30 protein-coding genes are annotated in these 19,918 nt (G+C 69.0%); 13 read left to right on the top strand and 17 right to left on the bottom strand.

The window, feature by feature from the left end; translation table 11 throughout:
* Positions 1–153 precede the first annotated feature (153 nt).
* Genes QCN29_RS32360 through QCN29_RS32350 form a run of 3 tightly spaced genes read left to right on the top strand, consistent with a single transcriptional unit; the run spans position 154 to position 1,828 of the window.
* Positions 154–990, top strand: coding sequence for a reverse transcriptase domain-containing protein (locus tag QCN29_RS32360; protein ID WP_279932621.1), 837 nt, complete (start codon positions 154–156; stop codon positions 988–990).
* Between the two features lie 42 nt (positions 991–1,032).
* Positions 1,033–1,527: an HNH endonuclease gene (locus tag QCN29_RS32355; protein ID WP_279932619.1), complete on the top strand. Its 495-nt coding sequence runs from the start codon at positions 1,033–1,035 to the stop codon at positions 1,525–1,527.
* A 13-nt stretch (positions 1,528–1,540) separates the two neighbouring features.
* Positions 1,541–1,828: a restriction endonuclease gene (locus QCN29_RS32350; protein ID WP_318036758.1), complete on the top strand. Its 288-nt coding sequence runs from the start codon at positions 1,541–1,543 to the stop codon at positions 1,826–1,828.
* A gap of 46 nt (positions 1,829–1,874) precedes the next feature.
* Here the strand turns inward: QCN29_RS32350 and QCN29_RS32345 are convergent, their stop codons facing one another.
* The gene (locus QCN29_RS32345) at positions 1,875–2,105 is read right to left on the bottom strand and encodes a DUF397 domain-containing protein (protein ID WP_279932618.1); all 231 of its coding nucleotides are present in this window, start codon (positions 2,103–2,105) and stop codon (positions 1,875–1,877) included.
* Complete coding sequence (locus QCN29_RS32340; protein ID WP_279932617.1) at positions 2,102–2,959, bottom strand: helix-turn-helix domain-containing protein; 858 nt, start codon at positions 2,957–2,959, stop codon at positions 2,102–2,104. Before QCN29_RS32340 ends, QCN29_RS32345 begins: the two co-directional genes overlap by 4 nt.
* Before the next feature lie 217 nt (positions 2,960–3,176).
* On the opposite strand from QCN29_RS32340, the gene QCN29_RS32335 reads away from it, so the two are divergent.
* From QCN29_RS32335 to QCN29_RS32325, 3 genes are all read left to right on the top strand, one after another.
* A complete protein-coding gene (locus tag QCN29_RS32335) occupies positions 3,177–3,599 on the top strand; it encodes an ATP-binding protein (protein WP_279932616.1) in 423 nt (140 codons plus the stop codon).
* A gap of 56 nt (positions 3,600–3,655) precedes the next feature.
* Positions 3,656–4,120, top strand: coding sequence for a GNAT family N-acetyltransferase (locus tag QCN29_RS32330; protein ID WP_279932615.1), 465 nt, complete (start codon positions 3,656–3,658; stop codon positions 4,118–4,120).
* Positions 4,121–4,232: 112 nt separating this feature from the next.
* Complete coding sequence (locus tag QCN29_RS32325) at positions 4,233–5,057, top strand: protoporphyrinogen/coproporphyrinogen oxidase (RefSeq protein ID WP_279932614.1); 825 nt, start codon at positions 4,233–4,235, stop codon at positions 5,055–5,057.
* Here QCN29_RS32325 and QCN29_RS32320 read toward each other — a convergent pair.
* Both QCN29_RS32320 and QCN29_RS32315 read right to left on the bottom strand, forming a co-directional pair.
* Positions 5,032–5,238: a DUF397 domain-containing protein gene (locus QCN29_RS32320; RefSeq protein ID WP_279932613.1), complete on the bottom strand. Its 207-nt coding sequence runs from the start codon at positions 5,236–5,238 to the stop codon at positions 5,032–5,034. The two genes, QCN29_RS32325 and QCN29_RS32320, sit on opposite strands and share 26 nt — an antisense overlap.
* Entirely contained in the window at positions 5,235–6,062 is an 828-nt protein-coding gene (locus QCN29_RS32315) for a helix-turn-helix domain-containing protein (protein WP_279932612.1), read from the bottom strand. Before QCN29_RS32315 ends, QCN29_RS32320 begins: the two co-directional genes overlap by 4 nt.
* 357 nt (positions 6,063–6,419) lie before the next feature.
* Between QCN29_RS32315 and QCN29_RS32305 the strand changes: the two genes are divergently transcribed.
* The 4 genes from QCN29_RS32305 (at position 6,420) to QCN29_RS32290 (ending at position 9,374) form a co-directional block, all read left to right on the top strand.
* Complete coding sequence (locus QCN29_RS32305) at positions 6,420–6,689, top strand: DUF7848 domain-containing protein (RefSeq protein WP_279932610.1); 270 nt, start codon at positions 6,420–6,422, stop codon at positions 6,687–6,689.
* A complete protein-coding gene (locus tag QCN29_RS32300) occupies positions 6,686–7,171 on the top strand; it encodes a hypothetical protein (protein ID WP_279932608.1) in 486 nt (161 codons plus the stop codon). Before QCN29_RS32305 ends, QCN29_RS32300 begins: the two co-directional genes overlap by 4 nt.
* Before the next feature lie 175 nt (positions 7,172–7,346).
* Positions 7,347–8,210 (top strand): radical SAM protein, encoded by an 864-nt coding sequence (locus QCN29_RS32295; RefSeq protein WP_279932607.1) that lies wholly within the window; start codon positions 7,347–7,349, stop codon positions 8,208–8,210.
* 18 nt (positions 8,211–8,228) lie between these two features.
* Positions 8,229–9,374, top strand: coding sequence for a methyltransferase domain-containing protein (locus QCN29_RS32290; protein ID WP_279932605.1), 1,146 nt, complete (start codon positions 8,229–8,231; stop codon positions 9,372–9,374).
* A 146-nt stretch (positions 9,375–9,520) separates the two neighbouring features.
* On the opposite strand, the gene QCN29_RS32285 is transcribed toward QCN29_RS32290, so the two are convergent.
* A complete protein-coding gene (locus QCN29_RS32285) occupies positions 9,521–9,796 on the bottom strand; it encodes a GntR family transcriptional regulator (protein ID WP_279932604.1) in 276 nt (91 codons plus the stop codon).
* Between the two features lie 184 nt (positions 9,797–9,980).
* On the opposite strand from QCN29_RS32285, the gene QCN29_RS32280 reads away from it, so the two are divergent.
* Complete coding sequence (locus QCN29_RS32280) at positions 9,981–10,295, top strand: hypothetical protein (RefSeq protein WP_123188600.1); 315 nt, start codon at positions 9,981–9,983, stop codon at positions 10,293–10,295.
* Positions 10,296–10,603: 308 nt separating this feature from the next.
* Here the strand turns inward: QCN29_RS32280 and QCN29_RS32275 are convergent, their stop codons facing one another.
* The 12 genes from QCN29_RS32275 to QCN29_RS32220 form a co-directional block, all read right to left on the bottom strand.
* Positions 10,604–11,347 carry a hypothetical protein gene (locus tag QCN29_RS32275; protein WP_279932602.1) on the bottom strand — a complete coding sequence of 248 codons (744 nt, stop codon included), beginning with the start codon at positions 11,345–11,347 and terminating at the stop codon, positions 10,604–10,606.
* 32 nt (positions 11,348–11,379) lie between these two features.
* Positions 11,380–11,772, bottom strand: coding sequence for a hypothetical protein (locus QCN29_RS32270; protein WP_279932601.1), 393 nt, complete (start codon positions 11,770–11,772; stop codon positions 11,380–11,382).
* A 49-nt stretch (positions 11,773–11,821) separates the two neighbouring features.
* Positions 11,822–12,088 carry a hypothetical protein gene (locus QCN29_RS32265; RefSeq protein WP_279932600.1) on the bottom strand — a complete coding sequence of 89 codons (267 nt, stop codon included), beginning with the start codon at positions 12,086–12,088 and terminating at the stop codon, positions 11,822–11,824.
* Positions 12,085–12,795 carry a hypothetical protein gene (locus tag QCN29_RS32260; protein WP_279932599.1) on the bottom strand — a complete coding sequence of 237 codons (711 nt, stop codon included), beginning with the start codon at positions 12,793–12,795 and terminating at the stop codon, positions 12,085–12,087. The genes QCN29_RS32265 and QCN29_RS32260 overlap by 4 nt, the downstream gene beginning before the upstream one ends.
* Entirely contained in the window at positions 12,792–13,232 is a 441-nt protein-coding gene (locus QCN29_RS32255) for an excisionase family DNA-binding protein (protein ID WP_279932597.1), read from the bottom strand. The genes QCN29_RS32260 and QCN29_RS32255 overlap by 4 nt, the downstream gene beginning before the upstream one ends.
* A complete protein-coding gene (locus QCN29_RS32250) occupies positions 13,229–13,573 on the bottom strand; it encodes a hypothetical protein (protein WP_279932596.1) in 345 nt (114 codons plus the stop codon). The genes QCN29_RS32255 and QCN29_RS32250 overlap by 4 nt, the downstream gene beginning before the upstream one ends.
* The gene (locus tag QCN29_RS32245; protein ID WP_279932595.1) at positions 13,570–13,938 is read right to left on the bottom strand and encodes a hypothetical protein; all 369 of its coding nucleotides are present in this window, start codon (positions 13,936–13,938) and stop codon (positions 13,570–13,572) included. The genes QCN29_RS32250 and QCN29_RS32245 overlap by 4 nt, the downstream gene beginning before the upstream one ends.
* A gap of 280 nt (positions 13,939–14,218) precedes the next feature.
* Entirely contained in the window at positions 14,219–15,526 is a 1,308-nt protein-coding gene (locus QCN29_RS32240) for a DNA primase family protein (RefSeq protein ID WP_279932594.1), read from the bottom strand.
* Between the two features lie 118 nt (positions 15,527–15,644).
* Complete coding sequence (locus QCN29_RS32235) at positions 15,645–16,184, bottom strand: hypothetical protein (protein ID WP_279932593.1); 540 nt, start codon at positions 16,182–16,184, stop codon at positions 15,645–15,647.
* A complete protein-coding gene (locus QCN29_RS32230) occupies positions 16,181–16,375 on the bottom strand; it encodes a hypothetical protein (protein WP_279932592.1) in 195 nt (64 codons plus the stop codon). Before QCN29_RS32230 ends, QCN29_RS32235 begins: the two co-directional genes overlap by 4 nt.
* 89 nt (positions 16,376–16,464) lie before the next feature.
* Complete coding sequence (locus QCN29_RS32225; protein ID WP_279932591.1) at positions 16,465–18,315, bottom strand: recombinase family protein; 1,851 nt, start codon at positions 18,313–18,315, stop codon at positions 16,465–16,467.
* The gene (locus QCN29_RS32220) at positions 18,243–18,500 is read right to left on the bottom strand and encodes a hypothetical protein (RefSeq protein WP_279932590.1); all 258 of its coding nucleotides are present in this window, start codon (positions 18,498–18,500) and stop codon (positions 18,243–18,245) included. The genes QCN29_RS32225 and QCN29_RS32220 overlap by 73 nt, the downstream gene beginning before the upstream one ends.
* 73 nt (positions 18,501–18,573) lie before the next feature.
* Here QCN29_RS32220 and QCN29_RS32215 point away from each other — a divergent pair, with 73 nt between their 5' ends.
* Together QCN29_RS32215 and QCN29_RS32210 are read left to right on the top strand one after the other, a co-directional pair.
* On the top strand, positions 18,574–19,428 hold the full coding sequence (locus tag QCN29_RS32215) for an FAD-dependent oxidoreductase (RefSeq protein WP_398860415.1): 855 nt from the start codon (positions 18,574–18,576) through the stop codon (positions 19,426–19,428).
* Positions 19,418–19,894: a dual specificity protein phosphatase family protein gene (locus QCN29_RS32210; protein WP_279932588.1), complete on the top strand. Its 477-nt coding sequence runs from the start codon at positions 19,418–19,420 to the stop codon at positions 19,892–19,894. Before QCN29_RS32215 ends, QCN29_RS32210 begins: the two co-directional genes overlap by 11 nt.
* Positions 19,895–19,918 lie beyond the last annotated feature (24 nt).

The following is a 19,918-nucleotide window of genomic DNA, read 5'->3' as shown; positions in this document are numbered from 1 at the left end:
GCCATCTGGCCGCCCGCAAGACTCCGAGCGGACGCTGGTGCGTCCCCTGGGACGAAGAGACCGAGACCGCCTGCCTGCGGCGCATCGCCGAATCCGGGCACCTCACCCCGAAGACCCGAACCATCACAGCAGGAGGGGCAGTATGAAGCCGCCGTGCCAGTAATCCGGGACCGAGTGCATCAGGCCAGGGTCAAGAATGCTCTGGAGCCAGAGTGGGAGGCACGGTTCGAGGCTCGAAGCTACGGCTTCCGCCCGGGCCGAAGCTGTCACGACGCCATCAGCACCATCCACACTGTCACCTCGGGAAAGCACACGAAGCGACAGTGGGTGCTGGACGCCGACTTGGCGGCTGCCTTTGACCGCATCAACCATGATCGTCTTCTTGAAGCCATCGCATCCTTCCCGGGTCGCAACATGATCCGGCGGTGGCTGAAGGCGGGGGTGATGGAAAGTGGGCGGTTCGCGCCAACAAGCGAAGGAACACCCCAGGGAGGAGTCGTAAGTCCGCTCCTTCTCAACATCGCGCTCCACGGGATGACTCAGGCGGCGGGGGCGGCAGAAAGAACCACGCGCGCCAATCCCGCCGCTCCGTCCTTGATTAGGTACGCCGACGATTTCGTAGTGCTCTGCACCACGAAGGAAGAAGCGCTCCTGGTAAAACATCGCCTTACCCGGTGGCTCGCTCCCAAGGGGCTGACTTTCAATGAGGAAAAGACCCGAGTGGTCCACCTCAGCGAGGGATTCGACTTCCTGGGATTCAACATCCAGCGACCACGCAATGGAAAGGTGATTATCAAGCCGAGCAAGGATGCCATCAAACGACTTACTCGAACGCTCAAGGAGCGCATCCGCACCATGGTGGCCTGGCCCTTGGACTCTGTCATCAGGGGGCTTAACCCCATAATTCGCGGATGGTCTACGTACTACCGAGGGGTCGTCTCCAGTAACGTCTTCGCGATGCTGGACACATACATGTTCCAGCGGCTCTAGGGATGGGCTCTGCGAAGGCACCACAGTAAGGGGCGACAATGGATGATCGCTCACTACTGGGGGGCGTTCAACCCGGAAAGACAGGATCGATGGGTATTCGGCCATAGAGAGAGCGGCCTGTACCTCATTAAGTTCAGTTGGACCAAAATCGTCAGGCATGCGCTCGTAAAGGGGCGTGCCTCCAAGGACGACCCTAGCCTGATCGAATACTGGGCCAACCGATCCCGGAAACGCACGCAACCAAACTCCAGGAAATGGGTAACTAACCTGGCAGTGCGACAGAAGGGATTGTGTCCGAAGTGTGGGCTAGACCTGATCGAAGGTGCTGAGTTCGAACCACAGGACGTACGCGAGTGGGTCCAATGGTTCTCGGCCTCAGCGAGACGGTTGCATGTGCACCATCTCGTTTACCGACGTGACGGAGGCTCAGACGAAAGGTCGAACCTGGAGCTGATGCACGCAGACTGTCACAGGGAACACCACGCCCTCGACAGCCGCACAAAAGGGAAACCTCAAGCGAGCTTGCAGCCCGCTTGAGCCGGATGCTGGGATGACTGGCACGTCCGGTTCTGAGGGGGGGGCCTGGCGCAGCAATGCGCCGGGCCTACCCGACGCCGCGCCGGTCGGGTCTGGGGCGTTGCAGAAGTTCAACGGCACCGCGCGTCCCGAGCATGGCGCGGACGTCGCCGTCATCGTCGCTCTCAACGGATTCACCAAGCCTGCAACCGAGTTCGCCGAGCGGCACGACATCGTGCTCATCGGGCGGCCGGAGCTCAAGCGCTGGGCACATGGCGAGCACCTGTACGCCGTCGTCGGCGAACAGCACTCCCCGGCGTAGCTGGCCAGCCCGATCTGGGCTGGCCGGCAGTCAGAAGCGGAGCAGATCAGTTGCGTCGGAGTTCGCCGCGGAGGATGCCGCCGATGAATGCGTCGTATTCGGCGTCGGTGAACAGGTGCGGGGCCTTGCCGGTGTTCTTGGAATCGCGCAGGGCCACGATTCCCTGGTCGAGGAAGGCGACCTGGACGCAGGTCTGGCCGCCGCTGCTGCTGGTCTGCCACTGGGCGTCGCGCAGCTGGGACTCGACCCAGGACGGGTCGAGCTCGTTCTTGTTCATGCAAGATCCTTGGCGATGGTGGTGAGGAGTGGTACGGACGCCTTCTGGGAGAGGGCGTCGGATTTGAGCATGTCGCTGGTGGTGCGGTACACCTCCACCGTGTCTGGCTCGTTGAGGTGGAGCAGGGCCCGGATGGACTCGATGCACACGAGGTCCCGGCCCGTCGGGAAGGACATGAGCATGAAGTGCCCGTCCATCCCGGCGTGTGCGCCGGCCCGGTAGGGCAGGACCTGGATGGTGATGTTCGGGTCCGTGCGGGCAAGCCCGATCAGGTGCTCGATCTGGGCCCGCATGACGGCCTTGCCCCCGACCTCCTGGCGCAGGAGCCCTTCGGGAAGGACCGCCCATATCTTCAGCGCAGGGTCGCGCTCCAGCATGTTCTTCTGGTGCTCCTGGCGCATGGCTACGAAGCGGTCGATGTCCTCCGGGGTCTTCCAGGCCCGGCTGCCTTCGGTGACGGCCCGGGCGTACTCGGGCGTCTGCAGCAGACCGTGGATGGCGACGGGGTTGAAGACGAACAGGCTGCTGGCGCTCTCCACCAGGGAGAGGTAGTCGCCGAGCGGGTCGTCGACAACGCCCTCGTACCGCTGCCACCAGTCGGCCTCGCCGGCGCGGCGCACAAGGTTGCGCAATTCGTCGCGCAGGGCCGGGTCGTCGATCTGGTAGACCTCGAAGAAGTGCGGCAGTTGCTGGATCTTGAGTCCCTGCACCCCCTTCTCGATCTTGCTGACGGTGGAGAGGGACTGATACCCGAGGCGGCGAGCTGCCTCCTCCTGCGTCCAGCCCAGGGCTTCGCGGATGCGCCGGAGCTCCGCGCCCAGGCGTCGGCGTCGCGGGGTCGGCTCAACCGGCATCCCCACCTCCTTGTGTTGGGCGACAGGCTAGCGTCTGCGCCAGTTCGGGAATATGCCAAATCCCTGAAGGGGAAGACTTTCCTCAAGGGCCTTCTTGCCGCAAGGGTAGTTGGCGGTCCATCATCGAGTCTCGCCTACTCGGACGGTGGCGTACCGGTTACGCGGTGCCACCGCGATCGGGTGCACGTCCGCGCCGCTTGGAGGGCCAGTGCCTGGGATGGTGATCAGCCCGGTCCGGCAGCACCACATGGTGCTGCCGGAGATTAGCCCCGATGCGATGGAGCCCGTGCGCGAGATCGTGCGGATCCTGCTGCGGATGTGGCACAAGAGCGACCTGAGCTTTGTGGCCGAGCTCGGCGTCACCGAGCTGCTGACGAATGTCTGGAAACACACTCCGGGCGACTGCGAACTCCTGATCCGTGAGATGCCCGACGGCGTCCTGGTCGGCGTCACCGACTTCGACGACGCGCTCCCCGCGGTGAAAGAGCCGGTGGACGACGCCGAGTGCGGCCGGGGCCTGTTCCTGCTGGCCGCGCTCACCGAGGAGCTGCAGACCCAGCCCCTGCTCACCGGGAAGCAGGTGTGGTTTCGCCTCGGACGCCCTCTCGTCGGCGGCGAGGAAGAAGCGGACCATGGCTGAGCGATCACGAAAGATCCGCGCGGCAACACCGGTCCCGTCCTGTCAGGAGAGCGCTCATGCAGGCTGTTCCCGCCGTCCAGGCCGATCTTCCCGCATGGCTGCGCCTGGCGGGCGAGGTCGAGGATCTGTTCGGCCCCATGGTCGACGATCCGCAGTTCCGGGAGGCCGTGGAACGCAACATCAAGCGCGGGACCGCCCTGTGCGTACGCGATACGCCGGATGTGCCCGGCGGCGCGCTCGCCGGCGGGCTGCTGATGTCGGTGCATCCCCCGCTCTACGAGATCAGCTGGCTGGCGGTCGGCGGCGCCTGGCGGGGCCGGGGCATCGGTGGACTGCTGGTTCGCTCCGCTCTGCGTGACCTCGCCGTCGCGCCGGGCACCGTCGAGGTGACGACGTTCGGGCCGGACCACCCTGGCCGGGACGCCCGGGGCTTTTACGAACACCTCGGCTTCGCACCTGTCTTGCCCCTGTCGGCGGACGGCACGCGCCAGACCTACCGGCTCCGCCTGTCGGAGGGGTGACGCCCGCTCCCTGGCCGTGGTCCGCGGGCTGCCGCCTGCATCAACTCCAAGAGGACAACAGGCCGAGAGGCAGGCACCGACTGAAGTCCGGCCGCGCGAGGAGGAGAGTGTCGTGAGGAACACCAGAGCAGGCTCCACCATCCCGGTGGTGATCTTGGGTGGGGGACCGTGCGGACTCGCGTGCGCTCACGAACTCCAGCGCCTCGGTCACCGCGACTGGGTACTGCTGGAGGCCGCGCAGACGGTCGGGGGCTTAGGATCCTCGGTCGTCGACGAGGCCGGCTTCACCTGGGATCTCGGCGGTCACGTCGTGTTCTCCACGGTGAAGAGCTTCGACGCGTTGCTGGACGAGCTGTTCGCGCCGCATGAGCTGCTGCGTCACGAGCGCGCCTCGTTCGTCCGGCACAGCGGACGGTGGGTGCCCTACCCCTTCCAGCAGCACCTGCACCACCTCCCCAGAGCCCAGGCCCAGAAGTGCCTGGACGATCTGGCCATGGCCCAGGCCCGCGGCCCGGCCTCTTCGGGAACGGACTTCGGCGTGTGGCTGGAGGCCACCTACGGTCCGGCCCTGGTGGAAGAGTTCTTCGCCCCGTACAACCACAAGATATGGGCCACCGCCCTGAGCGAGATGTCCTCCTCGTGGATAGCGGAGCGGGTCGCACCGGCCGACACGAGTGCGCCGCGAAGGAGGGTGGCGTCGAGAACGACGTTGCCAACCCTGCTTGTCAACCACCCAGTAATGGCGAGCAGAAAGGCACAGGTCAACAGGGGTGCGGGGCTAACCCCTTGGTCCTCCATCGGCACTGGCGGGTGGCCGAGGCAGGCTAGCGCACGGATCACGCGCCCGGCGCAGACATGGCACCGGCCCCTGCCGTGTGGCGAGGGCCGGTTACTCGGGTTCTGCTGCGGGTTCAGGCGGGGAACTCTCCGCCCTTGACGCTCGCCACGAAGGAAGCGAACGAGTCGGCAGGGAAATCCAGCACGGGACCAGCCGGGTTCTTGGAGTCACGGACGGGGACCACGCCGCAGGAGGCGGCAAGGTTCGTGGCGACCTGGATGCACTGGCCGCCGTTGCCGCTGTAGGAGGACGTGACCCAACGGGGGGATTCGGTCGTCACGGGGTGCCCTTTCGAAGCTGTTCGATCATGGCCACGGACGCCGCTTGCGACAGCGCTTCGGCCTGTAGTTGATGGTAGGCCGCCACCATCGGAAGTACGAACGTGCTTTCCCGTTCGAGGTGGCCCCGATGGGCGGACTCGGCGTAGGACACCAACGAGCGGTCCGGCATCGTGAGCACGGTAACGGGCAGGCTGAACGGTCTGCGTGCTCCCATAGAGAACGGTGCAATCTGCAACACGGTGTTTGGCTGCTCGGCGAACTCAAGCAAGCGTGCAAGCTGAGCGTGCATGGCCGAGGGGGCTCCCATCGGACGACGGATACACCCTTCATCGAGTACAGCGGTGATCAGGGGTGACGGCGACCGCACAAGACTTTTTTGCCGTTTCACCACGAGTTCAACCCGTTCGTCCGCCTGCTCAGAGGTGATCGCTTCCCGCCGTACCGCGTCCGCTTCCAACGTCGCTGCGTACTCGGGCGTCTGCAAAAGACCGGGGATGACGCCCACTTCATACAGCCGGATCTCTGCTGCCCGTTCCTCAAGTGCAACGTACTCCGGGAACCCTTCGATGAGCGCAGTGTGACGGGCGGCTCGGCTCTGACGCTCGAACATGTCTCCGGTGCCAAACGCTCTGTCAAGACTTGCCGCAAATCGGCGAGTTGGAGGGCGACGGCCAGTTTCAACGGCGGAAACGTGCGCGCCGGAGCACCCGACACGCGTAGCTAGCTCATCCTGTGTCCACCCCCGTTCATCCCGTAACGCGCGTAGTAGCTGCCCAAACTTCGCGCTCGGTGATGCTTCGGGGTCTAGCTCTTTCCGGTTCAACGGTCACCGCCCAACTCAACAAGCAACTTACGTAAGTTGAAGACACTCCGACTCTAGGTCACGCTGAATCGCCTTGGTAGTGGAAGCACTACGGAGAGGAGCGATCGTGTCCGGCAAGAACGTTCCCACGGAGCGGCAGGAACCCCCACACGTCCCGGCCCCCGGCGCGCTGATGGTGGATGCACAGCATCGGGTCGGAGAGTTCCGCGGCGAGTCGTGCGGGCTCTGGTCCCTCCGCCCCGTCACTGGCGGGACCCCATGGACCGTTGCCCCGGAGGACGTACAGCCGGCGAGCCTCGAACAGCGTTTGCACGCCGAGACCGCCCGCGCGAACGCACGTAGCCGGGGTGAGCGGCTGTGACCACCGCGACCTGCCGCACGTTCCGGTTTGTCGACTGGACGTTACGTCCCGATCAGGACGACGACGCACCGCCTCTGACGTACGCGTTCCGGTGCCTCACGCTCACTGAGGACGACACCGAGTGTGCCTCGAAATCACCCATGAGCGAGGACCCGACCGAGCCGCAGACGTGGGCGTTCGACCACATGCGTGAGCACCCCGAGCACACCAGCTATGCCGAAGTGATCGAACGCCCGTGGGTCATGTGGCGGGGGTGCCCGTCGTGACTGGTAGCGGCGAGCCGGCGGGCTACTGGGCGGAGGTGCGCGCGGAAGGCCCGGTGTACGGCACGGGCGAGATCGTGCCGTATGTCTTGAGCACCACAGCGAGCATTTCCCCCGTGCTGGTGCTCCGGTGGCTCCGCGGTGAAGCACTGCGTATCGCGGACCGGCTCGACCCCGACCCGCAGCGTTCGACATGGGTACAGCCGACCATGCGTGCGGTAACCGTGCCTGTACGGGACTGCCCCGCGGAACTCCGGGTGTGGGCAACCGATCCGAACGAGCTACGCGAGGCACGTGAGCACATCAAGGGCGGGCATCCGCTGTTCGTCACGGTCCCGGATGCGGACTGCACGTACACCCTGTCTGTCTGGCCGGTCCGGCTTCCCGCCGACGAGTCCGACCCAGTGACGCCCGAGCTGATAGCTCACCGCATCGGCGGGCTGTCGCACCCCCTGTACGTCCTCGCTGCGGACCCGTGGACGTAGCGCGCTGATACTCCCGCCCTCGCCACATAGGACCCGGACCAGGGCAGCACGGGGCCGTGACTCGCTCTGTGGCAGGGGGCGGGGCTCAACTCCGGTCGGCTGTCGTGCGTGACGGTCTGGCAGCCGACCGGCCCGGCAAGTTCCGAACACCCGTCAACCGGAGGGAAGTTGCACCGTGACCATCGTCCTTGAACCGCCCGCCGCAGGCCCGCTCGCTGGTATCCGCTCTCTTGAGCTGGAGATCACCGGTAAGTGTCAGCTCACCTGTACCCACTGTCTGTCTGAGTCCAGCCCGCAAGCGAGCCACGGCACGATGACGCCTGCGGACTGGCGCGCGGTCATCACGGACGCTGCCGCGCTCGGCATCCGCACCGTTCAGCTCATCGGGGGTGAGCCGACCGTTCACCCGTACTGGCGTGAGTTCACGGAACTGGGGCTCTCCCTCGGGCTGCACGTCGAGATCTACAGCAACCTGTTTCACGTCGCCCCCGACTGGTGGGACGTGTTCACCCGCGAGGGTGTGACCCTCGGGACGAGCTACTACAGCGACGACCCCGCCGAACACGACAAGATCACCCGGCGGAAGGGCAGCTACGTCCGCACTCGGTGCCACATCCGCGAGGCAGTCAACCGCGGGGTCACGGTCCGGGCTGGAATCGTGGACATCCTGCCGGGGCAGCGCGTTGCTGAAGCGCGCGCCGAGCTGGAATCCATGGGTGTGAAGCACATCAATACGGACCGGGTGCGTGCGGTCGGGCGTGCCGCACTGCCGGGGCAGTCACTGACGCTGGACGAGATGTGCGGGCGGTGCACCCGCGGGCGCGCTGCCATCCTCCCGAACGGAGACCTCGCCGGCTGCGTGCTCTCGCGCGACTTCCCGGCGGGCAACGTCCGGGAAACCTCACTCGCCGAGCTGTTCGGCGGGAAGGCATGGGCGGAACTCTCGGCGAGCGTTCCCGCTCCGCGCGCCGCGTGCACCCCGAACGACTCGGGTGACTGCGACCCCGCGAACACGGAAGCCTGTGACCCCGCGTACTGACCTGAAAGGCTCGACACCATGGATTGGGAGAGCAAGGCAAGCACCCTCGCGGACCAGGTGACCGACCCGGATTCACGGTGGCTCGCCCCCGTGGCACGCGTCGCCCGTCACGAGCTGGTACCCCGCTGGTGGGACGTGGACGACTCGGGCCGATGGGTGCTGCACGATGGACTGAGCAACCCGGAAGCGTGGGCGGAAACCGCATACGCGGACCGGTCCCTGATCACCAGGGTCGGCATGCTGCACGCCGACCACGCCGAGCCCGGAGACCAACCCGAGGGACTGCCCACGTCATCCGCGACCATGCCAAGTCTGGTGGTACGGATGCTGAGACACGGACGACTCGGGGACGGGCTGTCCCTACTGGACTTGGGCACCGGAGCCGGCGGGCTCACTGCCTACGCCTGTCACCGACTCGGGGACGAACACGTGACCAGTCTGGACGTGGACCCCTACCTAGTCAGCGCAGCGCGGGATCGGCTCGCGGATATGGGGTACCGCCCGAAGATGATCGCTGCGGACGCCACCGAGGATGTGCCGGGCTCGTATGACCGCATCGTGTGCACGGTCGCCCTCGCCCCCGGTCCGGGACTCCGCGCAGTGCTTGCCGCACTGGAACCCGGCGGACGCATTGCAACAACGCTTGCACGCACATCCCTGATCATCACCGGATGGAAGGACCGGAACGGGGACGTGGTGGGCACGGTTGCGCGGGACATGGCGGGTTTCATGCTCACCCGGTCCGGCGACGACTACCCGCCCGCCCTCGCCGAGCTGTTCACCCTGGCCCGTGAGGCAGACGGGGACGAGACGAGCACGGGCCGCTATCCCGTGGTGGACGTGGCGAATGCGTGGGAACTCCGGTCCATGCTGGAAGTCACCACACCGGGCGTGGAACTCCGATACGACACCAGTGGGCGGACACGAACCGCCTACATGGTGCACCCGGACGGATCATGGGCACGCGCGTCCGCCGAGTGGACCGACCCGCCGGAAGTGCACCAGGGCGGGCCGCAACGTCTGTGGGATGCCGTGGAACGCGTCCGCAACCGGCTGAACGCGGAAGGCTCGTTGCCGTTGCTCGGTGCGCGCGTGCGCATCACGCCCGATGGGGTGTGCCATCTATCCCGTGGAGGGTGGCGCGCATCCATGGGGGCGCGATAGCGCCGGCGCTGCGGACGCTGCCCTGACAGTCCGCGTGCCGGTCCCTGGCACCCGATCCGACACCGCTACCCCGAAGCGGCGAGGGTGCCGCTCCGGCCCCGTCCGTGTGCTGCCCCCGCGGCGCATGGGCGGGGCTTCGCTGCCTCTTACTCGTCCTGGTGCTTGTCCTCGCCCCGCTCGGCGGGACCGGCAACGAACGTCCCCTTACCCCACTCGGTGACGACGAGCCCGCGTTCCCGGAGCACACGCACCGCTCGGCGGGCTGTCTCGCGGGCAACCTTGTGCCGCTCGCACAGCTCGGCTTCGGACGGGATGCGCTCACCCGGAGCGAACTTGCCCGCCCGGATATCGGCGGTCAGTGCGTCCAGCACCCGCATATACGGGGCTCGGGGAGTGTGCGGGTCCGGGGAGCGCTCAGGCATGGGGGAGAGCGTAGACAACTGGCCAATCATGGGCGACTTAGACAGGCAGACCTGTTAGACAGGTGGACGAGTTAGACACGTTGGCTTAGCGTGATTCCCCGAACACAACAGAACGCCCCGACAGACCGATTAGGCCCGGTCCATCGGGGCTTGCCGAGACAGCTTGCTAAGGAGCTGCACGACCATGCGCGATGCTATCGCCCGCACCCTGTCTTGGGTGCTCTCCGTCCTCGCCCCTTGTCGGCCCGGACGCCACAGCGCGGCACACTTCGCCGCGCAGACCCCCGAGCCCGAGCCCGTGTCTCCCTGGGGCCGTCCGTGGACCGGCCCGTCATCCGCTCAGGTGCGCGCCATCTTCCGCGACGAACAGACCCGGGAATTGCCCGCCCTACAGCGTGAGCGGCTCTGGGCTACCCAGTTCGCGGCGCTCGGGGTGGACTACGACTTTCCGACGATGGATCTCGGCAGTGTCGTGACGCGAGAGAAGGTGGCCGCGTGACCGCCCCCCGATTCGTCGCCGCGCTGCTCCGCTCTGAGCTTGCGTCTGAGACCTCCGGCGCGACGTGCTGCCGCTGCCAGCAGTGGACATACGTGCCCGTTGCGGTCCGGTACATCGAGCGTTCGAGCGGCCCTGGGGTGACCCTGTACGCGTGCCCGAACCATGCCGTGGCGCTCATCCCGGGACCCGTGCCCGGAGAGTTGGAGGGGCGCGGGTAGCCCCTTGTAGACAGGCAACGAGCCCCGTCCGGACGTTTCGGGCGGGGCTTCGTCGTCCCCGGGGCAAAGCGGGGGCGTGCTGCCAGCCGCCTACGCGGCGGGCTGTGGGGCGGCCTGCTGGTCGGCGAGGCGGGCGGCGATGGCGGAGCGCAGGCCGTTGCTCGCGTCGGCGGTGCCGTCGACTTCGCGGCGGAGTCCGGCGAGGGTTTCGCGTAGGCCGGGTTCGATGGTGTCGAGGTTGAGGCGGGCGCGCAGTGCGGCGCCCTGCTCGGCGGGCATGCGGTCGGCGAGGGCGCGCTCGATGGTGTGCACGATGCGTGCCGGGTCGGGCTCGGTGAACTCGGCGGCGGCCATGCCGCGCGGCTTGGTGTGCTGGGCGGCGAGGTAGGTCGGCAGTTCCGTGCGCAGGGCGTGCAGGGTGTCGAGGTCGGCGCCCTCGATCACGTCCTGAGCGGTGCGGCCGACGTCGAGCAGGGAGCGGGCGCGGTCCCATGCGCGGGCCTGGCGGGTCTCGGCGAGTAGCTGCTCGGCGGTGCCGGACGGCGGGGCGGTGGCCTTGTCGGCGACGGTGCGCACCAGGGCGGCGGCCTGGTTGGTCTGCGCCTCGATGCGGTCGAGGTCGGCGGCGGCCTGCTCGCGGGCTGCGCGGGCCATATCGGCGCGGCGCCGGTTGTTGGCTTCGTCGGTCAGGTCGGGGTCACGGAAGGTATGGGCGGCGGTGAGGGCGTCGGACAGGCGGCGGCGCAGCGCGGCAAGATCAGTCTTGCGGGTCTCGGTGAGCCGGTGCACGGCCGTGTTGGCGTCGATGTGGTTCGGGCCGGTGAGCATGAACATGGGCGGTCAAGTCCCTTCGTATGGTGTGGAGTTCAGTACGGGCGGACGCGCGGCGCGGTGCCGTCGGTGTCCGGGGCGGGGATGGTGGCGGGGCGCATCCCGTGTGTCTCGGCGTAGCGGCGCATGGCCTCGATCTCGGCGAGGTGGTCGGCGGGCGGCCCGCCGGGCGCGTCGTCCTCGGTGAACGGTGCGCCGGTCCTGCGGGCCGTATCGCGGATGTGGGCGAGCCATCGGGCGTTGTCGGTGTACAGGGTCCCGTCGACCCACCACGGGGCGGTGTGCACCACGCCCCGTTCGCCGAGTACGGGGTGTGTGCTGAGCGGGCCGGATCGGTTGTCGGGCGCGGTGACCTTGCGCCACGGGATACGGACATCTGCGGGGGTGTGGTCGTCCCACTGGTCACGGTTGACGGTGGCGGTCGTCATGCTCGGGTGTCTCCTTGTCGGCGGGCGGGGCGGGTGGCGCTGTGGCTCGTCATGCGGGGGTGCGGCCGGTGAGGCGGTCGTACAGGGCGCGGTCGGTGGTGTGGACGCGCACGCGGTCGGCGTAGCTCATGGCGTCCAACTCCGCCGGGGTGGTCGGCATGGTGAAGGTGTCGGCCGGCGGGCGGGCGGCCTGCTCGACCTGCTCGGCCCATCGGCGGTAGGCGGGCGATACGTAGCCGCTCGGCTCGGCGCGACGGCGCGGGGCGGGCTCGGCCTGGTGGCGGTTGTCGTCGGTGATGTGCTCGCGTCCGATCACTTGGCGCCCCCTGCCTGCTGCTCGGCGAGTGCGGGAAGGTTCGGGCTCGCGTCGCGTCCGCGGGCGGCCTGCTCGGTGAGCGGCGTACGGGCGAACGGCGGTTGGAAGTCGCCGGTTGGGATGCCGCCGGATTCGCGGTCGAGGTCGTCGAGCAGGACGGCGAGGCGCAGACCCGTTCCAGTGGCGTTGAGCGCGGTTCCGTCGGCGAGGCGGAGCGTGCGCGTGCCCCAACGGGCCATGGCGCCGGGCGCGGGATGTTCGCCTCCGCTGCTGTCGGGCACGTCGGCGGCGGCGAGCAGTCGCGCGGCCTCGCCGATGGCGGCGTTGTACGCCTCGGATGCGGTGACGAACGCGCGCACCGCGTCGCGTGCGGTCGCGTACGTGGCGGCGAGGGTGTCGGCGTCGAGGGGTCCGCCGGGCGCGGCCATGGCGGCGGCCTGGGCGAGGCGGTCGGCACGCTGCCGCTCGGCTTCCTTGGCGGCGGCGCGCTCGGCCTTGCGGCGGGCGGCTTCGGCGCGCAGCTTGGCGAACCGGCCCAACTCGCGTGCGTCGGCGAGCTGCTGCGCTGTGACGTGTTCGTCTCCGTCGCGTACGCGTTCCTCCAGTGCGGCGAGCAACTGCTCGGCCTCGGCCGCTTCCTGCTCGGCCTGCTCGACTGCGGGCGCGGCCTCGGGCCGGTCGGTGGTCCTGGTCGTGGCGGTGGTCATTGGGCGGTGCCTCCTGTGCGGTGGTGCCGGTAGTGGTCGAGAGCGTCGGCATCGATCGCCCACACGCGCGCCCCGACGCGCTCGGCGGACAGGCGGCCGTCGGCGATCAGGGCGCGGACGTGGCGGGGTGTGCAGCCCATGAGGGCGGCGGCCTCGGCCACGCACACCGTGCCCGACGGGCGGGGCACGGTTCCGGTAGCGGCGGTGGAATCGAACGGCGCGGTGACGGAATCGAACGTGTCGGCGTGCTGTGCGGCCGTGTGCAGCGCGTACAGCACTGCGCGGACCCTGGGGGACAGTTCGCCTCCGTCGGCGCGCACACGGGCCGTGAGATCGCGGACCAGGGCGCGCAGCACCTCGCCCGCGACCGTGGCGGGCACGATCACCGACCCATCCGGGCGCGTCAGGTGCTCGGCGTCGGCGCGGTGGCGGCTCACCCGTCGGCCCCCTCAGTGTCGTCGTCATAGAGCGCCACGGGGCGGTGTTCGTCGTAGGCGGCGCACCACTCGGCGGCAACACTGCGGACGGTGCGCCCCATCATCGACGTGTCGGCGTCCGGGTCGAGCAGGGCCAGCGTGCGGACGATGCCCGGCGGCTCCTCGGTGACGTGCTCGCCGTGCAGCGCGAACCCTTCCTGTAGGGCGTCGAGTACGTCGAGGGTGGACAGGCTCACGGTGCGGCCGTCCGTGAGCCGGTGGGCGTGCATGAGGCGCCGGCTGTCGCGTTTCTGCTCGACGGCGAGCAGGCGGCGGGCGAGGGGGGTAGGGCGGCGTGTCATCGGCGGCCCTGCTTGTCGTTCTCAGCGGCTTCGAGGGCGGCGAGGCGCTGTTCGAGGTCGAGGGATTCCCGCAGCGACAGGCAAGCGTCGAGCAGCGTCCGGGCGGCCTGCACGCGGTTGCGGCCGTCCGTGTCGCGCAGTGCCGCGCGCAGTGTGGTGACGGCTTCGGCGGCTCCGGCGGCGAGTTGGCCGACGGCGCTCGACAGGATCTCGGTGCGGGTGTCGCGTACCTCTATCTGAAAGTCGGGGTCTTCCATCCATCGGCGGATGGTGCGGCCGGACACGCCGGACTCGCGGGCGGCTTCCTCGGACGTGGCGCCGCGGGCGAGGGCGACGACGGCGGCGGGGCGGCTAGTCTTGGCCACGGGGCAGGGCTCCATTTCTACGCGCGCGCGCGAGGCCACGGCCGGGCGCGCGCGGACATCTGGCGGAGTGTGGGGTGTTCGGCGTCGTGCGGGGACGGCGGTGGGTGAAGTGCGGCACGGCCGCTGTGGGCGGTACAGGGCGGGGCAACCGCGCCGGGCGGGAGCGTTTTCGCTGGTCACGGATGGGGGTGCAGGGTTGGGGTGGGTTTCCCGTTAATCCCTGTACTCACCCGCGTAAGGGAGTTTCGGAAAACCCGGCATAACCCTGCACTCGGGCAGGTCACGGGGGGTCGTCGTCGGTTCCGGCGAGCATGAGACCGAGGTAGAACTGTCCGGCGCTGCGCTTTTTCTTCTCGTGTCCGCGCTTGGTCATCGACTCGGCGAACGTGACCTCGCTGCCGGGCTGCTCGCCGTTTTCCGCGCACCATCGTGACCACGCGGTGAACAGGTCTCGGGCCTTGACGGCGCCGTGCGGGGTAATCAGGGCGCGTTCGTCGAGGAAGCGGGCCAGTACGTCACTGGCTGCCTGGTAGGCGGCGGTGCGGACGCGTACGGCCTCGGGCGGGTTCAGTCCTTGGGCCTGGTAGTCGCGCCATCCCTCGTGTGCCCATGCGAGTACAGAAGGCGCGGCAGCGCGCAGCCGGTCGGGCAAGCCGGGGTCGCGCTCGTGCTCGGGGATGGTCACGTCGAACGGGACGACCAGGATGCGCCGCCATACGGCGGGGTCGTCGCCGGAGACGGCGGGCAGGAAGTTGGTCAGCATGACCAGGGTGTGTGACGGGTCGAAGGTGATTGGGTTGCGGTGCATGAGGTTGGCCTCGATCGGGTCTCCGCCGACGAGTCGTTTCATGGTGGCCTCGGCGAAGCGGCGGCCCTTCTCGGTCTCCGAGCAGAACGCGAGGCGCGCGCCGCGTAGCCGCATCTTGAACGCGCCGTGCCGCTCGTGCTTGGACTCCATCAACAGGGCCGGGTCGACCTCGATCGCGTAGTCGCCGAATGCCGCCATGACCGCATCGCGAAGGGTGCCTTTGCCGTTGGCTCCGGTTCCGGTGAAGATCGGCATCACGTGTTCGGTGACCTTGCCGAACATGGCGTAGCCGAACAGGCGTTGAACGAAACGGCGTACCTCCTGATCGGGCAGGATGCGCGCGAGGAACGCCCGCCATTCGGTCGAGCCCTCGGCGGCGAGGTGCCCGCCGGCCACCTTGGTCAGCAGGTCGGCGCGGTCGTTGGCGCGCACGCTGCCGGTGCGCAGGTTCACCGTGCCTGTCGGGGTGTTGAACAGGTACGGGTCGGCGTCGAGGGCTTTCGAGGCGGTGGAGATCGGCGGGAGCGCGGACGCGATACGCACCATGCCGTCAATGCCGGTGGCGGACTCCGACTTGCGTATGTCCTTGAACAGGGCGGTGCGCTCGGGGCCGTCGAGGCGGTCGAGTTCGCCGAGTGCGGTCTTGATCGTGGTGACCGCGGCCTGAACGTCGGCGCGCTGCTCGTCTACGGCCCACCGTGCCCCGTCCCACTGGTGCCATCCGATGCCGTGCACGTGGCGCAGGTGGTCGGTGTGCTCGGCGACGAACCGTTCCGCCATCCGCAGGTGCCCCCGGTGACGTTCCGGTACCGGCAGGGGCGCGGGCGGTGCAGGCTCGGGCCACGGGCTTACCTCGGCGTCGTACGGGGGCGGGGCGGTGAGCATCCGTACCGCCGGATCAAGCGGCGGCGGCCCTCCCGGCGGGGCGGAGGTAGTGGGGTGGTGCGAGGTCACGCGGGGGCTCCTGGGGGTGGTTGCGGGGGCGGTCGAGCTGTCGCCCGTCGGGGGTGAGGGTGCGGACCCATCCGGGCCGTCCGGGAATCGCGACGGGCGGCCACCTGGGCGTAGCGGTCACGGGGCGGGCCTGGGCGGGCGAGGCGCGGCGCCGGGCGTCCAGTTCGGCGACGGTCGGCCGGCGGGCGAGGCCGCCCGCGATGGTGCGGGCGTGGGCGTTCGCGTCGACGGTGACGATGCGGAACCACTCGTCGGGGTCGGTGTCGGCGAGGTGGTCGAGCCATGCCTCGCGGGCGGTATGGCGGCGCCACTGCTCGGCGGCGGTGAGGATCGCGACCGTGCGGCGCGGGTCGGCGGCGGGCAGCGCGGACCAAGCCGGGGTGCCGTAGGCGGGCGCGTCGCCCGTGCCGAGCGCGGTTGCTTGGGCGGATGCCCAGAGGGCTACCGGGTCCGTGGCGACCGCCTCGGGCGGGGCCGGGGTCACGCTGCTTCGCCCGACTGTGCGCGTCCCGGTCTCGCGTCGCTGTCGGCGGTCAGGGGACGGGATTTGAAGACGAGACGCAGCCGCTCGCGCTGCCGCACGCTCAGCGGCGGCGCGGCGTCCACCAACGCCCGGATCTCGGCGGCGTAGGCATCGGTGCGGGCCGTTTCTCCGGTCGGTGTGGTGTCGTTCATGAGGTGGTACCTCCATGCGTCCGGGCACGCGAAACGGCCACGAACCGGGGCGGGTTCGTGGCCGTTCGGCGTGCGTGTATGGGGAGTGGCTACAGGTCGTGTTTCCAGGTGATCCGGATACGGGCGCCGGATCGTAGTCGCTTGACGGTGTCGGCGGGAACGAGGGCGGCCAGTTCGTCAGCCTCGGATTCCGTGTCGCACAGGCGGCACCACAGGCGCACCTCGTCGGCGGTGATGAGGCCCCGGGCGCTCTCGGCGTTGGTCACCTTGTAGACCGGCCAGCCTGTCAGCTCGGCGAGCTGACAGGCACGCATACCCCGTGAGCCGTGGCCGAGCCGCATCGCGCGCAGACGCTTGCCGAGTTCTGTCCGCTTCTGTTTTGCAGCCTGAAACTCGGGGTCCTTGGCCGTGAGTCTCGGCAGTACGGTCACGTCCATGAGTGCCTTGATCACCTCGCGTTGCTGAGTGAGAGGCAGGGTTGGCCAGATGTCGGCCGCATCGGACCGGATGAGGCCGCGCAGCACGGGCGCCGTGCTGGCTTCCTCCGCCTGCCGTTCGAGGGCTTCGACCTCGGGCAGTAGCTGTGCCTCGATCCGGGCGGCCATGGTCACGGTCATTTCGCCCTTGGCGACCTTGTCGGCGGTCTCGTCGAGGGTGGCGCGCTTGGCGGCGGCCTCGGCGAGCAACGCGGCGATGTGCTCGGCCTGCTGGTCATCCTCGGCGAGCAGTTCGGCGGCGTCCGGGCGTGACAACCGCTCGATGACCAGGGCCGACAGGTGCCGGTCGAGAATGTCTTTGGTGACCGCTACGCAGTGCCCGGGGTGTGTGTCCGTCCCTCGGCATTCGTAGCCCATGCGTCCCTCGCTCTGGCCGGTCTTCTTCTTGGACCAGTGCGAGGCGTAGAGCTTGCCGCCGCAGACTCCGCAGTCGGGAATGCCGCTCGACAGGTGCCGCAGGCCACCCGGGCGCCACGTCGTCCGCGCCGGATCGGTCAGGCGCCGTACACATGTGTAGTACGCCTGCCGTTCCTCGGGGGCCGTGTGGATCGCGGGCCATTCGGCATCCCCGATGACGACACCGTGCCGCACCCGCTTGCCGATGTACCCGGGATTGATGGCCATGGCGCGCAGGTTGTCATTGCGCCACGCGCCGCCGGTATTGGTGCGCAGACCGCGCCGGTTGAACTCCCGGCTCAGCGGCCCGAGGGCTTCACCCGCCGCGAGACGGCGCACCGCCTCGTGCACGACGGCGGCCTGATCCTCCCGGATCACCGACTTCACGAACTCGCCGGTACGCGGGTCGTATTCGCGTGCGTAGCCGTAGAGCATCCGGCCGTTGGGGCGCCCCTTGGCGGCGCTGGACTTCTTGCCCCGGAGCACGCGGTCACGGGTGATGCCCGATTCCCGCTCGTCGAGCAGGGCGTCAAGGCCGGTGGTGAACCGGTCGTCGGTGCGCGACAGGTCGTACAAGCGGCCCTTGTAGCACCACTGCACGCCGTTACCCTCGGCGATCTCGCGCAGCTTGAGGTACGCCTCTAGGTCACGCTGTGCCCGCGACGACTCCCACGTCATGAGAACGTCGGCTTTCCCGGCGCGCAGGAACTCGACGAGCCGCGCGTAGTCCTTGCGTTCCTTGGTTGCGTATCGCGAGGCGCTGCGGTCGTTGTCCCCGTCGAAGATCTCGACGAGCTGCCAGCCCCGGTGCGCGCACTCGCGCTTGCACTCGGTGACCTGGTCGGCGACGGACTTCCCTCGGTTGTGCGGGTCGCTCGACACCCGTGCGTAGATCACCGCGCGCAACGGGCGATCGGCCACGGTCCCGGCGGTCAGCGCGGTTTCCGTCGCGCGTTCAAGCAGTGCGGCGCTGGTCATCGGACACCCCCCGCCTTGCGTGCCCGGATCACCAGTGACGCGAGCGTCGCGACGGTCGGGGAATCCCAACCGGCAAGCCATTCGATGATGCGGCGGTCGTAGGCGCCCAACTCGATGCCCTCGAATGCCTCGGCGAGCGCGGCGCGGTACTCGGTCTCACCGGACAGTGCCGACCACGGGGCCGACTCGATCGGCCCGGCGGGTATCGCCGACTTCCCGTCGGCCGCGCCCGCGCGGTCGATAGCCTTACGCATGGGTCCTTGCCCTTCTCAGCAGGGTTGAGGATCAAGGCCCCGTACCGGTCTCTCACCACCGGGCGGGGCCGATCTGTACTGGGTTGCTGCGAAGAGATGTTGGCCGTCAACGAGCCGGTGGGGCCCCAACGCACAGTTCGCCTTCCCGGCGTCGGGCGGCACGGGCGCGATCTGGAAGCGGCTGGCCTCCCGCCTGCGCGGCGATGTCCGGACGGGGCAGGCCGTCCTGCGCATCGATGAGGCGGCGAAAACCCTGCTGACCTCTGACGGCAGCATCCTCTCCTACGGGAGCCTGGTGGCCACCGGCGCGCTCGACCAGCTCGTCGCGATGACGGCCGGGGCACCCGCGCACGTACGCCAGGCCGCCACGGCCCTGAAGCACACCACCGTGGCCATGGTTGGTCTCGGCTACAAGTCACCGACCACCGACCGGCGTTCGTGGCTGTACTTTCCTGGCCGTGAGGCGCCGTTCTACCGGGCGACGAACTTCTCCCGGTACGCACCGGCCAATGTCCCTCGCTCCGACCCGAGCCGGTACTCGGCCTGGATGACCGAGACGTCGCTGCCCGCCGGAACCCTCCTCGACGAGGCCGCCCTGGTCGAGGAGTGCGACACGGCTCTGCGGCGCTGCGGTCTGGTTCCCGACGGCGCCCAGCGCGTCAGCGGCCACCTGGAACTGATCCCGTACGCCTACCCGGTCCCGACCACCGGCCGGGACACGGCCCTCGCGCGCATCCAGCCCTGGCTGGAGAGCCACGAGATCTACTCGCGGGGACGCTTCGGCACCTGGCGCTACGAGATCGGCAACATGGACCACGCCGTCACCATGGGCCAGGACATCGCCCGGCGGCTCGTCCACGGCACCGCCGAGCGGATCTACACGGTTCCCCGCCCGGCGGCTGCCCGGGAGGCGGTTCATGGGCGCTGAACTGCGCCTCGACGCCCATCCGGTCACGAGCTGGCTCCTGCTCGGCGCCGCGCCCGACAGCACACGCGCCGTGGACGAGCTCCTCGACCTGGGCGTCACGCACGTCCTGGACTGCCGGACCCCGCGCCCGGTGCCACCGCCCGCGGCCATCTGCCCCCACCTGGTGTGGTGTTCGGCGCCCACCGAGGACGACGGCGCCTCGCGCGGCACCGACTGGTACTCCGCCTGCCTGGCCTTCGCCGAACGGGCGGCACGCGAGGAGAACGCCCGGCTGTACGTCCACTGCGCGGCCGGAGTGAACCGCTCCCCGGCCGCCGCGTACACGATTCTGCGCTCGCGCGGATGGACAGCCTCCGCCGCGCGGTCCCGCATCCTGGCCCGCCGTGCCCAAGCCCGCCCCCGCTACTTCGAGGACGCCGAACAGTGCCTGGCCGAACTGGGCCTCGTCGAACAGGAGAGAGCGTGATCCGCGCCAGCCGGCTGCTCGCCG

This window comes from Streptomyces chengmaiensis (assembly GCF_029846775.1).
Taxonomy (GTDB): domain Bacteria; phylum Actinomycetota; class Actinomycetes; order Streptomycetales; family Streptomycetaceae; genus Streptomyces; species Streptomyces chengmaiensis.
This window is presented reverse-complemented; position numbering and strand designations above follow the sequence as displayed.